This is a genomic window from Kineobactrum salinum, assembly GCF_010669285.1.
GTDB lineage: Bacteria > Pseudomonadota > Gammaproteobacteria > Pseudomonadales > Halieaceae > Kineobactrum > Kineobactrum salinum.
Window position 1 is genome coordinate 2,379,554 of sequence record NZ_CP048711.1, and the last position, 13,780, is coordinate 2,393,333.

The window sequence follows — 13,780 nt, forward strand, 5'->3', positions numbered from 1 at the left end:
TCTCCTTGCTTTAACAGGCCCGCTAGCGCAGCACCGCCTGTTTGTCCCAGTTCACCCGCGCCTGCAGGCTCAGCATCAGTTTGTCCAGCGCAAAACCGATCAGGCCTATCGCGACTACTGCGACCATGATCCGGCCCAGCGAACTGGAACTGCCGTTCTGGAATTCGTCCCAGACAAACTTGCCCAGCCCGGGGTTCTGCGACAGCATTTCCGCCGCGATCAGCACCATCCAGCCAGTGGCGAGGGACAGGCGCAGGCCGGTAAAAATCATCGGCATCGCCGCCGGCAGCACGATCTTGCGCACGTGTACCAGTGGGGCCAGTGACATGACGCGGCTGACATTGACCAGGTCTCGATCGATCCCGGCCACGCCCACGGTAGTGTTGATCAGGGTCGGCCACAGGCAGCACAACGCCACCGTGATGGCCGAGTTGAGGAAGGCCTTGTCGAACATCGGGTCCTGTGCGGTATAGCTGGCGCTGACCACCATGGTGACCAGCGGTAGCCAGGCCAGCGGCGATACCGGCTTGAACACCTGGATCAATGGATTGATGGCGCGGTAGACGCCGCTGCTTAGACCGCACAGAATCCCCAGCGGAATGGCGACCAGATTGGCGAGCAGGAAGCCCGCCGCCACGGTTTTCAGGCTGGTCACCACCTGGTCCAGGAAGGTGGGCTTGCCGGTGTAGCCGCGCCATTTGATTTCGGCGTCGGGGTTCTTCTCCAGCAAACGCTCATTGCGCTGCTGCTGGCGCTCGTCGAAGGCTGTTTCGCGGCGCCGCTCCCGCTGGTGTTCCTCCGCCAGATTCTGTGCCTGTTCCCAGACCTCGGCGGGACCGGGGAACTGGCCCAGTGAGGTCTCAATGCTGTTGGCCGCCAATTGCCACAGCAGCAGGAACACCAGGATACCCAGCCCCGGCAACAGCAGTGCCGGAACCAGCTGCCGGGGATGGAGCCGGTTGGCCAGGGCCGTATAGACGCCGCTACCTTGTGCGATTGCTTCTGACATGACTGTCATCTCCCGCTTCTGTTCTGTGTCTGCTCTGGTGTCATTGCCGCTAGAGCACTTCGTCGCCTTTCAGGCCTATCGGGAACTGTTCCAGATACGCGTTGGGCGTACGGCCATCAAAACTGATGCCATCGATGAATTCGTCTTGCGGCGGCCGGAACCCGCTTTCGCTGTCGAAGTCGGGAAAGTCGCTTGCGCTCATCAGGCCCTGGGCTATCAGGGCTTCGGCGGCCTGCTGGTAGATATCGGGCAGGTAGACGCTGCGGGCGACATCCAGGTACCACTGGTCGGACTTGGGCTCGGCGATCTGGCCCCAGCGCCGCATCTGAGTCAGGTACCAGACCGCGTCCGAGTAGTAGGGATAGGTGGCGAAGTAGCGGAAGAACACGTTGAAATCGGGAATCTCGCGCTTGTCGCCGCGCTCGTACTCGAAGCTGCCGGTCATGGAGTTGGCGATCACCTCCTCGTCCGCCCCCACGTATTCGGGGTAGGAAAGCATTTTTACTGCCGCTGCCCGGTTGGCATTGTCGTCTTCGTCCAGCCAGCGGGCAGCGCGCAGCAGGGCCTTGACGATGCGCACTGTGGTATTGGGATACTGCTCGGTGAATGCCATGTTGAGGCCGAATACTTTTTCCGGATTGTTCTTCCAGATTTCGTAGTCGGTGATCACCGGTACCCCGATGCCCATGAATACTGCCTGCTGGTTCCAGGGTTCGCCCACGCAGTAGCCCTGGATGGTGCCCGCCTCCAGCGTGGCCGGCATTTGTGGCGGCGGGGTGACCGACAGGCGAGCCTGGGCCTGGATCTGACCGGAGGTGTCACCCTTGTGCGGGGCGTAGAAGCCGGGATGAATACCGCCGGCCGCCAGCCAGTAGCGCAGCTCGTAGTTGTGGGTGGAGACCGGAAAGACCATGCCCATGTTGAACGGCTTGCCAGCGGCCAGCTGGGCATCCACTACCGGTTTCAGATAGTCCGCCTCGATCGGATGCACCGGTTTGCCGTCGGCCATTGGCACGTGGGGCTTCATCTGCTCCCAGACCGCGTTGGAGACCGTGATCGCGTTGCCGTTCAGATCCATCGAGAACGGCGTGACGATGTGGGCCCTGGTGCCGAAGCCGATGGTGGCCGCCAGTGGTTGTCCGGCCAGCATATGGGCGCCGTCCAGCTGGCCGTCGATCACGCCGTCCAGCAGCACCTTCCAGTTGGCCTGGGCCTCAAGCGTGACGTACAGCCCCTCGTCCTCGAAGTAGCCGTTCTCATAGGCGACTGCCAGCGGCGCCATATCGGTGAGTTTGATGAAGCCGAACGTCAGCTCGTCCTTCTCCGGTGCCCCGATTTGGGCCTGGACTGCAGCGGTGCCAACCGTCAGAGCCAATCCGAACACCGCGCACAATGCGGCGAAGCCGGGTATGAAAGGCGCCTTGTCGTTACTGAGAAACATGTCTCCTCCTTTCTGGGTAACCGCTGTGCGAACAGCCGAAACTCATGGACGCGCAGTCCTCCTGCACCGGGGCCGAGAGGCCGGGGGCAAGAGCGTCGTTGCTCGTCAGGAGGATTACTTGATGTGATGTGGTCTACGGTTTGATACACAAAAGCTGTGCCAAATTATTTGTTTTCTTAAAATATCAATGGCTTGGGAAAATTCCACACGCGCAGTGCGGCGCCCTGGGCGACCAAACCGCAGTTCGGGCGCACCAGCAGGAAGCAGTGTTGGACGATGTTGGTGCATGGTGCCAGCGCGGCCGGCATTATGTCCTACCAGCTACCAGCTACCAGCTACCAGCTACCAGCTACCAGCTACCAGCTACCAGCTCGGGTTGAGTTCATTACAGGTGAATAAGTTTCGCGCCCTCCTGCTGGAGGGTTTACACTGCGCATTCCGGGAAAGCCGGGCATGCCGGCGCCCAGGTTTCATAAACAACGCCAGCACGATCAATCCGGGGTTCAACATGGATGAAACGTACTTCAAAACAATAAGAGCATATCTTGTTTCAATAGTGACGGTTTTTGTACTTGGTCATTTGGGTTGGCAGCATTTTAACGGCGGCGTAGTGAGCCACCATCTTCTGCATCGAGCTGATTTTCCGGCAATATCCAATTGGTGGGGAATCGTCATTCTTCCTTTTCTGGCCTGGTTTGCAACAACACGCATTAGAAAACGTATTGCATTTCAGTCCGATGCGGCCTCTGCTGGCAGAAAGATTCCAAACGGGATTTTAATAGGTTTTTTCGGAATGCTGCTGGCAAGTCTGTTGCAATCAGTCGCTTTTGAATTTGGCTACGAAAATATCACGATGTACATTGCCCTGGCAGTATTGTTGATTGGTCTGTTTCTGCCAATTTATCGCGCTGAATGTATTCTGGGTCATGTCCTTGGCGCAACATTTACCTTTGGCCCTGTCATTCCGATTATCGGCATGCTGGTTATTGCAGCAATTTCAGCACTCTCGAATCTATGTATAAAGCCGTTGTTGATTCGGCTTTATCGACGCGGTGAGCCGAGGATAACGTGAATGAGTTTATAGCACCTGCAGCCTCCTGGAGCGCCGCAGTTATTGAAACCATCGGCGTCGGCACTATTACAGTGTTTGCGCTCTATTCGCTGTTTAATGCCGCAGCCAGAATGCTGCGAAAAGAAGATAGCGATTCAATTTTCCAGGAGTTGCGTCAATTGCTTGGGCGTGGCATTTTGCTCGGCCTTGAATTTCTCATTGCGTCGGACATCATTTATACAGTGGCAGTGGAGCTGACCTTTGAGACAATAGGGGTTCTGGCCATCGTGGTACTTATACGGACATTCCTGAGCTTTACCCTGGAAGTCGAGATGTCCGGCAAGTGGCCCTGGCAAAATAACCGGCTTCGGGATTCGTAGCTCGAAAGTTCAAAGCCACTCCTCCAGCATCATGTCCGGTCCCAGTTCAATGCCGGGCTCCAGCTCCCAGGCCGAGTTGTGCCGGTTGACGGGTTTGTAATCTCCCGAGGGGCACGGCAAGTCCAGATAGCGCGCGGCCTCGCGATACAGGTCGGTGCGAAAGGTCTGTTGTACCAGGGCCTTGATCCGCTCCGGGGCCAGCGTCTTGCCCAACACCGCACCGGTCTGCTGCAGCAGCCACTCGCCGTGGGAGCGCCATGGAAACCCCGCCTGGTAGCGCCCGAACACATGAAACTCCGGCAGCTCGCGAGCCGGCTGTCCCTTGACGAATTGGAGTTGCCCGGTCAGCGATGGCAGTAACTGGTCGCGGGGCATATCCAGGTATTCCGGTTGCGCCAGAATCCGCGCTGTATCGACACGATTGGCCGGATGGGCCAGCCAGGTACAGGCCTCCATCAGCGCCAGGCGCAGACGCAGGTGGGTGCCGGGGTGGAGCTTGTGCCACTGCGCCGTCACCCCCAGCACTTTCTCGATAGCATTGTTCCATACCTGGTGGCCGGTGACCTGCACCGCGCCGACACCATACTGCACCGCGACGCTATTCCAGGGTTCACCGACACAGTAGCCGTCGATGATGCCCCGGGCCAGGCTGTCCACCATCTGCTCCGGCGGCAACACAATGATGCGCACATCCCGTTCCGGCGCTATTCCCCCGGCCTGCAGCCACAGGCGCAGCTGGAAGGTGTGACAGGAGAAGGGGTGGACGGTGGCGAAGGTCAGTTCCGGCTGCGGCGTGGTCTCGCGCAGGTAGCGGCCCAGGGCCGTGGCGGTGCTGCGGGCCGATTGCAGCGGATCGCCCCCGCGGCCGGCAATTTCCAGCGCCAGTCCCGGGCTGACAGTGATGGCGTTGCCATTGAGGCTCAATACCAGCGCCGTGATCATGTCCGCGCGCATGCCGCCCGCCCCGAGCGCGGTGGCCAGCGGCAGCGGCGCCAACATGTGGGCCGCGTCCAGGTCTCCGCTCACCAGCTTGTCGCGTACATTGGCCCAGGATACTTCCCGCAGCAAGTCGACCTGCAGACCATACTTCTGGTACAGCCCCAGCTCCCGGGCCATGATCAGTGGCGCGCTGTCGCTAAGGCGCAGGAAACCCAGACGCAGCGCCGTTCTTTCCGGCGGCGCCAGCTGGGAACGGATTGTCATGGGCGCCTCCTGGCAGACTTGGGTTGCTGCAGCAGGGTAATGACCCCGCGGGCGGTGGCGCCCAGGCTCTGGTGCTGGTCCATGGCCAGTTTTCGGAGCGTGCTGTAGGCCTCTTCTTCGCTCACCTTGTGTATGGTCATCAACAACCCCTTGGCTTTCTCGACCAGTTTTCGCTCGGCCAACTGGGCGCGGGTCTGGTCCAGCTCCTGGCGCAGGCCTTTGTAGGCCGCGAACTGTGCCATCGCGACATCGATCACCGCCCTCACCCGGTCTGGATTGATATCCTCGGCCTGATAGGCGGTTACCCCGGCGCGGATGGCGTCGCCGATAAATCCCTGATCGCCAGCCTCCGAGAACATCACCACCGGACGTGGATTGTGGCTGGAGGCAATGCTCAGGCTCTCCAACACGTCGCGGTCTGGGGAGTCCAGGGCGATGACCACGACATCAGGCTCTTGCTGCGCCATCTGAAACAGCAGCCCCGAGGCGGTCGGAATAACCGACAGCACAGCAAAGCCCGACAGCGCCAGGCAGGCCTCCACGGCCGCTGCCCGCTCGCGGTTGTCGTCCACCAGTATCAGCCGCAGAGGTGCGGCTGTTGTCGTAGCTGCTGTCACGAATCCCCTGGGTCGCCATGGCCTGCGAGGTTGTTTGTCGCGGTACGGGCTTGCATCACAACTTGAGATTTACCGTAAACCAGAGCTTGCGAACATCGCGATAGCGGCTGGCATCATCGGTGAAGAACTCGGCATATTTTGCTTGCAAGGTCCATGCCGTACTGACAGGCCAGGTGGCCACCACGTCCAGCTCGGTGCCGAAATCCGCGTTGCTGTCCTCGGCCTGGAAGTCGTGCCAGGTAGCGGCCAGCTTGACCACCCCGGCGGCGCCCGACAGACCCAGGTACAGGTCCTCGATACCGTCCCCCGGCGTCACCAGGAACTGGTCGGTCCAGCCCTGGAAGGCGTGTAGTGTGGCCAGCGGTGTCTTGAAGCCCACTGCGTTGTCACTGCCCAGCACCTCATAGCCCACCAGCAGCTTCATGCCACCAATCTGGCCATCGAACTCGATACCATAGTAGCGGGCGCTGTAGTCCAGTTGGCTGTCGCCGCCGTCCGTCTGGTGGGCCCAGCTACCCCGTGCGCTGACCGGGCCGAACTTGCCCCGGTACTCCACACCCCAGGTGTTCGAGGAGTTATTGAGGGACAGATTGGCGGGGTAGCCCTGATGCAGGTCGACATCCAGCAGATAGGCAAAGCCGGCAAGGCTGTGATCGGCATGCAGTGGAAAGTCCAGCCGCAGCAGGTGGTTGTCGCCGCCCAAATCGGCGGGCTGGGCGCCGTCCGCTGGGCCGAAAATCCGGTTTATATTGTAGGCATAGGCGTAATCCAGGGACAGGCCACCGGCTGACTTCCACTGGGTCCGGAAACCATCGTAGGTCTGTTCGTTCTGGCGCCAGCCGACGCCGCCGACAAATCGCTGGTTGCCGTGGAGGATGCGCTGGCGGCCATAGGCCGCGCTGCCAGCACCGAGCCGGTATTGCAGCCGGGCCTGGTTGATCTCGGTGCCGGCCGGATCGGCCACTACCGGGTAGCGGGCGGCGCCATTGCGGGTCGAATTGTAGTTGTCGTTGCCGACCACAGTGACGTCGTCCACCTCGACCAGAAATTCCAGGCCCCGGTAGTTGCCGGAGGCAAAGCTCAGGCGCGAGCGCAAGGTGGAGGCATTGGCCTCCTTGCCAAAGCCGTCTGCATCGACATGCTCGTAGCGGTAACGCAAATCCAGACTGAGCTTGCCGGCACTGATCATCTCCGTGGGCGTGGAGGGCTCTGTATCGGCGCCGTTGGCGAGACTGGTGGAGACAAGCAAGGCGAGGACCGGAACAGGTTTGCGGAGCAATGACATGGTAGTTCCCCCTGAAAAACGCACAAAAAAAACCCGCACGCCTGGTCAGTGGTTGCTGACGTCGGCGTGCGGGCTTCGCTGCCCAATAAGTAGGCTATAGACCTGGTACTGCCAGACATCCTGCAACAAGCGGGCCAATATAGCAGAAAAGGCGTGTTTACTGGATTTCAGAGGTCTGGAGAACCATCCGGCGGGATGTAGAGTAACGAAGGCGGTGCACAGATCTGCACCGAAATGGTGATATGGCACCAATCCAGAACCAGACCGATAGCTGCGGATTCTGTGTCTCGGGGTGCCCCGCGGGACACTCTCGTATCGGTAAAAGCCACGCGGGCCGCCCGCCCCTGTTACCTTTGAGCGGCAAATTGCCTATAGTGCGAACTCATTTTTTGCGCGCGCCATTCAAGGAGGTTCCGCCATGCCCTGCAGGTTGACCACAATACTGTCCCTCTGTGTTTTGCTTGCTGTACCGGGCCTGGCCCGGGCACAGTGGGAGCTGGACAATAGCCGCTCCAGTGTGGACATCATTTCCATCAAGAACAACGCGGTGGCAGAAGGGCATCGTTTTGAATCGCTGGTGGGCTTTGTTGGCGCCGAAGGCAAGGTACAGGTCGGGATCGATCTGGACAGCGTGGAAACCCTGATCCCGATCCGTAACCAGCGCATGCGCGAAATGCTGTTCGATACGGCGCGGTTCCCGGCGGCCAACATCAATGCCGCAATCGACCCGGAGATACTCGCGGTGGTGGCGGCTGGTGGGGTGGTCACAACCGACATGGAAATGAGCCTGTCGCTGCATGGCCGCGATGCCACGCTGACGGTACCACTGGTGGTATCCGGGGAAGAGGGCGGCCTGTTGCGGGTACTGAGCGCGCGGCCGGTGGTCGTCAATGCCACGGACTTCAATCTGGGCCAGGGCATTGAGGCGCTGCGCGAAGTGGCGGGACTCGATGCCATAGCCGGCGCAGTGCCGGTGACCTTCCATCTGGTGTTCGTGCCGGCCGGGTCCTGAGCCGTCAGGGCTGGGCCGCCAGTCTCTGCCACAGTTGCCGATAGGCAGTGTTGTCCGGCGCCAGTTCCATCAGCTGCCGGGCGTAGTTTTGCGCCTGCTGCCGCTGTCCCAGTTCGGCGCTGTACTGGACCAGCGCCACTAGCACCTCCTCGTTGGCGGGGGCGGCGCGGTGCAGCGTTTGCAGTGTTGCCACTGCCCGCTGCGTCTGGCCGCTATCGTGCAGCGCGATCGCGTAGACATAGCGGTGCCTGACCCCCTGTTCTTCCACTGCCGCTGCCCGCTCCAGATGAGCCAGGGCCTGTTCGCGATTGCCGCGGCGGATCTCAAGGAGCCCGAGCGCGTGCAGGCTCGGGCCGTGGTCGGGCGCCACCTGCAGGGCCTGCAGCAACTGATTCGCGGCTTCATCTTCACGTTGTTGTGCGCGCAGCAGATCGGCCAGGTTCAAGCGCGCCGTCAGCAGCTGCGGGTTCAGTTCCAGTGCCTCCCGGTAGGCCTGCTCGGCGGCCGGTGAGTCACCGCGCTCCTGCAGGAAGGCGGCCAGTTGCAGTTGGTTGCCCGGCATGTCGGCAAGTTGCCGCTGGATCTCGCTGTATTCCGCAAACAGGCGCCGCAGGGGCTCGGCCTGGGCCTCCGGTATTTGCGCCAGCGGCACCGCCGCGAGAGCCTCGGCCACTGCCATGCGCACCGTGGTAACCGGGTCCGCGACGAGGGGGGCAAGCAGCGGGTAGCGCTGGTTCAGAGGCAGGCTGGCGAGGCCACGGACCGCACCCAGGCGCAGCAGGGGATCCGCGGAGTGTAGCAGTGGCTCGGCACTGGCGGCGACATTGTCGGCCCCGGAGCGACCCAGTGCCTGCAGTGCCGTGGCCCGCATGATGGGAGCCGCGGCGGCGTCATTCGCGAGTGCCAGCACCTCGGGGACGGCCCGGTGGTCGCCCGCGGCCAGCCCCTGCAGCGCTCGCGCCGGGTGCGTGGCGGTATCCCGGAAGCTCACGCCCCACTCGCGCAGCGCGGCCAGGGCCCAGTCCGCATCGCGCTCCTGGTGACACTGGTTGCAGGCATTGGGGACGCCGCTCACTACCGACAGGTCGGGCCGAGGTATGCGTATGCTGTGGTCCCGCCGCGGGTCCACTACCATATAGGTGGTTTCCGGCATGTGGCAGTTCGCGCAGAGGGCGCCAGCGGAAGTATCCGGGTGATGGTGATGCTCCTGTTGGTCATAGACATCGGCACGGTGACACTGGGCGCAGACCCCATTGCCCTCGGCCCGCAACTCCAGGCTGTGAGGCTCGTGGCAATTGCTGCAGACCACGCCGGCCCGATGCATGCGGCTCTGCACAAAGGAACCGTAGACAAAGACCTCGTCGCGGATCTGGCCATCGTGGTAATACAGCGGTGCCTCAGGCAGTGCCAATTGATGGGTATCCAGCAGGGGCCGGCCGTACTGGTAGTGACCCAGCGTGGCGCGCCGGGAGTGGCAGCGCCCGCAGCTGTCGTTCTGGGCATTGGAGTTCAGCGTGGACCGGCGCCGGGCAATGGGCGCGCTCGCCTCAAAGACCCATTCACCGCGTTGGGCAAGCTCAGTTGCAAAGCCGGCGCTGGCACTCTCTGCCAGCCGCCCTGCCACGGCCAGCCGCTGGTGCTCCCGGCCGGGTCCGTGGCAGGCTTCGCAGCCGACGTCCAGCTCGCTGTAGCGGGTGTCGTAGCTGCGCGTTGCGGGATCGTAGTTCTTTTCCAGATTCGTGCTGTGGCATTCGGCACAGCTGGCATTCCAGTTCATGTAGGGCCCGGTCCAGTGCAACGGATCGGAGTGATCGCCCACCTCGTCGGGATTCAGGTGAAACCAGCGCTGGCCGCCCGCGGCGGCGGGTCTGGTGTCCCAGGCGATATCGAAGGCCTGCAGCCGACCCCGGGACAGGGGCAGCAGATATTGTTGCAGCGGATCCACGCCAAACACATGGCGCACCGGAAACTCCTGTATCTCGCCGTCCTCGCCGGCGGTGCGGATCAGAAACTGCCCATCCCTGCGCAAAAAGCGGGTGGTGATGCCACGGTGGGTAAAGCTGGCGTCGTTGAAATCCCCGAGCACTGAGTCCGTGGTTGCGTCCTGCATCGCCAGGTCGTGGTGCGAACCCTGCCACAATGTGTGCTGTTGGGTGTGGCAGCCAGCGCAGCTCTCGCTGCCGCTGAACATGGGCTCCTGGCCGGCACTGGTCACCGGCGCCAGCAGCGCACCGTACAGCAATAACGCAAAGGGGAATGCCGGCATCCTGTACTGCCTCCGGGGATGAAGCCGGCAGGCTATCCTATCCGGGGCGGATGCTCAATTTGCTGGCGCTTGCCAGTTGCGCCTGAAACGGGGCGCGCCAACTCCCCCCGACACCTGCCGCCGGGTCGGGCCGCGGCTGCCACAACTGTTGGCACAACCGCGCCGGGCTTTGCTGGGCGCCGTCTGCCAGCCAGCGGGCCAGCCGCGCTGCCACGTCGGGAAAGTGCAATGCTGGCGGGCCCGGCCTGTGTGCCAGCCAGTGTTCCAGCGACGCGGCGCAGAGCTCGTGCATTACGGTGGCATAGCCCAGTTGCGTCAGGGCGCGCGCATTGGACAGTTGTTCCAGCTGACCACGCAACGGCCGGGTCAGTACCGGTTTGCGCCACTGCAGGCACTCGCTGATCAACTCAAAGCCGCTGTTGCAGATCACCCCGGCACTGCTGGCCAGATCCCGCTTGAACGCAGCCGTGCCGGGGGGCCGGGTACTGACGTTGGCATGATCGGCGCAAGCCAGGCCCGGCGAATACTGGCGAAAGCGCTGGGCCGGGAACTGCTGCAACCAGCGGCTAACCTCTCGCTGGTCCTCGAAGGGCAGGTAGACCAGGATGTGGTCGCCCTGTTGTCGGGGGATGTCCGGTAGATCCAGGATGGGCGGCAGCACATTGTCCGCGTAGGGGTGCCAATGCAGTCCCAGGGCCAGAGAGGCGGGTGCGAACTGGTGCATGATCCGGCGTGCCAACCAGTGTCCATTCTCGGTCGGGGTGGTGCCACCAAAGGCATATTGGTGGCCGATGCCGATGGTGGGTATCCCCGCTCGTCGTCCGGCCCAGGCAGTTACCGGTTCGAAATCGGTGACAATGGCATCGTAGCCGTCGAGCGCCAGTTCCCTAACATCGCGCAGGAAACCGGGCAGGTGGTTTTCGCCGAGGGTGCGCCGGTAGCTGATCCGGCCGCCCCGGGTCACGAAGGTCAGGCCCCGGCGATGCTGGAAGTCGCCAAACGGTTCCATGTCGAACAGCTGCTGCCGGGAGCGTCCGGAGAACAGCCAGCTGACCTGAACATCCAGCCGCCGCAGTGCCACCGCCATCGCCCGGGCGCGACTGATGTGGCCCTGGCCCGTGGCCTGCACACCGTAGAGAATTTTCACAGCACCCCTGCCAGTGCCGCGCAGGATAGTGCAATACTGGTGCCCATAAGTCCCCCGGCGACAGTGTCGCCGGGAAAGTGCACACCCAGCAGTACCCGCGACAGGGCCACTCCGCAGGCCCACAGAAACATTATTACGACCGGCCCGCCGTAAATCAGCACCAGTGTGGTGGCGAGCAGGAAGGCGGCCGAGCTGTGCCCGGAGGGAAAACTGAACTGGTCGGCGGCGACCACCAGGCTGCGAAAGCCCGGTACCGCCTCCTGCGGGCGCCGTCGTTTGAGACTGTTCTTCAGGCACCAGTAGAGACAGCGCTCAGCCGCCAGCGCCAGCCCCAGCACAGTTACAAAGGATGCCAGCAGAGGCGACTCCAGCTGCCACAACAGCACTGGAATCAACAGATGCAGATAGCCGTCACCGGAACGGGAAAAGGCACGGGCCAGCGGCCGTACCATGCGGCGCTCGCCCTGTGAGAAAATTCTGGCAAGCAGTTGAAGGTCGAGTCTGTGGATCGCAGAGAGCGTCTTCATGGCGTCAGTGTGAGCGGTGATCGTGGCAGATTCATGACACAATCATGGCAATTACATGACAACGCCCTGCTACCTGGAATGGCACTAACTTAAGGGTTTTGGCACTTCGTAGTCCGGTCGACATCCTGGGAGGGCACTTTCCTCCGGAGTGAGCTAGAGTAAGTGCCATTGCTGCTACCTGCCCTTTGGTGGTATTTACAGCGGCGGGGCGAGTTTCTACCATGAGGCTTTTCTCCGACGGTTCACTGTGAGGCCGCCGCAAGAACACAGGGAGCGCGCGATTGAAGCTGGGTATCCTGAAAACAGATGCTGTACGTCCGGAATGGGTGCCGGAATTCGGTGAGTATCCCGACATGTTCGTGGCCCTGCTGGGGCAGCTGGACCCGGAGTTGGAGTTCGCGGTTTACGATGTGGAAGAGGGACAATATCCGGCGGACATTGACGAGGTGGATGCCTACCTGATCACCGGCAGCAAGAGCAGCGTGTACGAGGACAGGGCCTGGATCGCCAGGCTGATGGACTTTGTGCGGGAGCTGCATCGCCGCCGCAAGAAGCTGGTCGGGATCTGTTTTGGCCATCAGTTGATCGCCCAGGCTCTGGGCGGCCGGACAGAAAAGTCAGCCAGGGGCTGGGGGGTGGGGCTGCATACCCATCGTTTTGTTCACCTGCCTGCCTGGCACGACCAGGGCGAGGCCGAATTCGCGGTGCTGGTCAGCCACCAGGATCAGGTGGTGGAAAATGCCGATGGGGCGGAGGTGCTGGCCAGCAGCGAATTCTGTGAAAACGCCGTGACCAGGATCGACGATCACATGCTGTCCTTCCAGGGGCATCCGGAATTTGTGCCGGAGTACTCCCGAGAGATCATGGGCTATCGCCGCGAACAGCTGGGCGAGCAGACCTATGCCGCCGGGCTGGCCTCGCTGGCGCGGGAGCCCGAGAGCGAGCGCATCGGGCGCTGGATTCTCGCTTTCCTTCGCGCCTGATACTCCTTCACAAGTAATTTGCTGTTTGCTCTCGAGAACACAGTTGGCACTGGGTCGCTGCTGGACCGTCTGAGACCATACCACCTCAAGGGGGTGACGCTTACTTCAGCGATTGGGTGGCAGTAATCCGGTCACTACTCCCGGAGAGTACTGTCGAGACACGCCGTCAACCCTTCCCTGGGGGCTCGGATGCGACATCCATGTCGCATACGGTCTCGACAGTACTCTCCGGGAGTAGCGCCCTCACACCGAAGCAGACTCTGAGTAAGTGCCACTCAGTTGAGGGGGATTACCTCACCAGCTGCCGGTATTGGGCATTGAGGCCCACGGTTCCTGCGGTGGCAGGGCGCCGTCCTGCTGCAGCAATTCGATGGAAATGCCGTCCGGCGAGCGGATGAATGCCATGTGGCCGTCGCGGGGTGGCCGGTTGATGGTTACACCGGCATTCAGCAGACGCTGGCAGCAGGCGTAGATGTCGTCCACCCGGTAGGCCAGGTGGCCGAAGTTGCGGCCGCCGTCGTAGGACTCCGGATCCCAGTTCCAGGTAATTTCCAGCAATGGGCTGTCGCCCTGTTCGGCGCTGGCGACATCGTCCGGCGCGGCCAGGTAGACCAGCGTGAAGCGGCCGCCTTCGCTTTCGTGACGGCGCACCTCCACCAGCCCCAGTTTATTGCAGTAGAAGTCCAGCGAGGCCTCTAGATCACTGGCGCGGACCATGGTGTGCAGGTATTTCATTGCAGAGTGTTTCCGTGGTTGGGCAGAAGCCTGTCATGGTAGGCGCGTCATCAGGCGGGAGCAAGCCTGCCCCTGGCGGGCGGCAGTTGAGGTACAATCCACGGCTTTTGCCAGTCACGGGATA

At 62.0% G+C, this 13,780-nt stretch carries 13 protein-coding genes; 4 read left to right on the forward strand and 9 right to left on the reverse strand.

Features of this window, described 5'->3' with window-relative positions:
* Positions 1-22 precede the first annotated feature (22 nt).
* Together G3T16_RS10320 and G3T16_RS10325 are read right to left on the reverse strand one after the other, a co-directional pair.
* Complete coding sequence (locus G3T16_RS10320) at positions 23-1,009, reverse strand: ABC transporter permease (RefSeq protein WP_163495149.1); 987 nt, start codon at positions 1,007-1,009, stop codon at positions 23-25.
* 49 nt (positions 1,010-1,058) lie between these two features.
* Positions 1,059-2,450 carry a CmpA/NrtA family ABC transporter substrate-binding protein gene (locus G3T16_RS10325; RefSeq protein WP_163495150.1) on the reverse strand — a complete coding sequence of 464 codons (1,392 nt, stop codon included), beginning with the start codon at positions 2,448-2,450 and terminating at the stop codon, positions 1,059-1,061.
* Positions 2,451-2,958: 508 nt separating this feature from the next.
* Between G3T16_RS10325 and G3T16_RS10330 the strand changes: the two genes are divergently transcribed.
* A complete protein-coding gene (locus tag G3T16_RS10330; protein ID WP_163495152.1) occupies positions 2,959-3,522 on the forward strand; it encodes a hypothetical protein in 564 nt (187 codons plus the stop codon).
* Positions 3,519-3,881, forward strand: coding sequence for a DUF1622 domain-containing protein (locus G3T16_RS10335; RefSeq protein WP_163495153.1), 363 nt, complete (start codon positions 3,519-3,521; stop codon positions 3,879-3,881). Before G3T16_RS10330 ends, G3T16_RS10335 begins: the two co-directional genes overlap by 4 nt.
* Positions 3,882-3,890: 9 nt before the next feature.
* On the opposite strand, the gene G3T16_RS10340 is transcribed toward G3T16_RS10335, so the two are convergent.
* The 3 genes from G3T16_RS10340 to G3T16_RS10350 are packed head-to-tail and all read right to left on the reverse strand — an operon-like array spanning position 3,891 to position 6,986.
* A complete protein-coding gene (locus tag G3T16_RS10340) occupies positions 3,891-5,084 on the reverse strand; it encodes a CmpA/NrtA family ABC transporter substrate-binding protein (protein WP_163495155.1) in 1,194 nt (397 codons plus the stop codon).
* Positions 5,081-5,701 (reverse strand): ANTAR domain-containing response regulator, encoded by a 621-nt coding sequence (locus G3T16_RS10345; RefSeq protein WP_163495156.1) that lies wholly within the window; start codon positions 5,699-5,701, stop codon positions 5,081-5,083. The genes G3T16_RS10340 and G3T16_RS10345 overlap by 4 nt, the downstream gene beginning before the upstream one ends.
* A 55-nt stretch (positions 5,702-5,756) precedes the next feature.
* A complete protein-coding gene (locus G3T16_RS10350; RefSeq protein WP_163495158.1) occupies positions 5,757-6,986 on the reverse strand; it encodes an alginate export family protein in 1,230 nt (409 codons plus the stop codon).
* Positions 6,987-7,404: 418 nt separating this feature from the next.
* Between G3T16_RS10350 and G3T16_RS10355 the strand changes: the two genes are divergently transcribed.
* Positions 7,405-7,998: a YceI family protein gene (locus tag G3T16_RS10355; RefSeq protein WP_163495160.1), complete on the forward strand. Its 594-nt coding sequence runs from the start codon at positions 7,405-7,407 to the stop codon at positions 7,996-7,998.
* A 4-nt stretch (positions 7,999-8,002) separates the two neighbouring features.
* Here G3T16_RS10355 and G3T16_RS10360 read toward each other — a convergent pair whose 3' ends face one another.
* From G3T16_RS10360 to G3T16_RS10370, 3 genes are read right to left on the reverse strand one after another with little or no spacing between them, the layout of a single operon-like run.
* On the reverse strand, positions 8,003-10,264 hold the full coding sequence (locus G3T16_RS10360) for a cytochrome c3 family protein (protein ID WP_163495161.1): 2,262 nt from the start codon (positions 10,262-10,264) through the stop codon (positions 8,003-8,005).
* 37 nt (positions 10,265-10,301) lie between these two features.
* A complete protein-coding gene (locus tag G3T16_RS10365) occupies positions 10,302-11,411 on the reverse strand; it encodes an MJ1255/VC2487 family glycosyltransferase (protein WP_163495163.1) in 1,110 nt (369 codons plus the stop codon).
* Positions 11,408-11,938, reverse strand: coding sequence for a phosphatase PAP2 family protein (locus tag G3T16_RS10370; RefSeq protein ID WP_197911635.1), 531 nt, complete (start codon positions 11,936-11,938; stop codon positions 11,408-11,410). The genes G3T16_RS10365 and G3T16_RS10370 overlap by 4 nt, the downstream gene beginning before the upstream one ends.
* Before the next feature lie 281 nt (positions 11,939-12,219).
* On the opposite strand from G3T16_RS10370, the gene G3T16_RS10375 reads away from it, so the two are divergent.
* Positions 12,220-12,921: a glutamine amidotransferase-related protein gene (locus tag G3T16_RS10375; RefSeq protein ID WP_163495165.1), complete on the forward strand. Its 702-nt coding sequence runs from the start codon at positions 12,220-12,222 to the stop codon at positions 12,919-12,921.
* Between the two features lie 294 nt (positions 12,922-13,215).
* Here the strand turns inward: G3T16_RS10375 and G3T16_RS10380 are convergent, their stop codons facing one another.
* Positions 13,216-13,656, reverse strand: a complete 441-nt coding sequence (locus G3T16_RS10380; protein ID WP_163495167.1) for a VOC family protein — start codon at positions 13,654-13,656, stop codon at positions 13,216-13,218.
* Positions 13,657-13,780: the final 124 nt, after the last annotated feature.

Excerpts from the sequence above, each read along its gene's own strand:
- G3T16_RS10320 (WP_163495149.1), bottom strand. The coding sequence starts at position 1,009 with ATGTCAGAAGCAATCGCACAAGGTAGCGGCGTCTATACGGCCCTGGCC.
- G3T16_RS10325 (WP_163495150.1), bottom strand. The coding sequence starts at position 2,450 with ATGTTTCTCAGTAACGACAAGGCGCCTTTCATACCCGGCTTCGCCGCA.
- G3T16_RS10330 (WP_163495152.1), top strand. The coding sequence starts at position 2,959 with ATGGATGAAACGTACTTCAAAACAATAAGAGCATATCTTGTTTCAATA.
- G3T16_RS10340 (WP_163495155.1), bottom strand. The coding sequence starts at position 5,084 with ATGACAATCCGTTCCCAGCTGGCGCCGCCGGAAAGAACGGCGCTGCGT.
- G3T16_RS10350 (WP_163495158.1), bottom strand. The coding sequence starts at position 6,986 with ATGTCATTGCTCCGCAAACCTGTTCCGGTCCTCGCCTTGCTTGTCTCC.
- G3T16_RS10355 (WP_163495160.1), top strand. The coding sequence starts at position 7,405 with ATGCCCTGCAGGTTGACCACAATACTGTCCCTCTGTGTTTTGCTTGCT.
- G3T16_RS10360 (WP_163495161.1), bottom strand. The coding sequence starts at position 10,264 with ATGCCGGCATTCCCCTTTGCGTTATTGCTGTACGGTGCGCTGCTGGCG.
- G3T16_RS10370 (WP_197911635.1), bottom strand. The coding sequence starts at position 11,938 with ATGAAGACGCTCTCTGCGATCCACAGACTCGACCTTCAACTGCTTGCC.
- G3T16_RS10380 (WP_163495167.1), bottom strand. The coding sequence starts at position 13,656 with ATGAAATACCTGCACACCATGGTCCGCGCCAGTGATCTAGAGGCCTCG.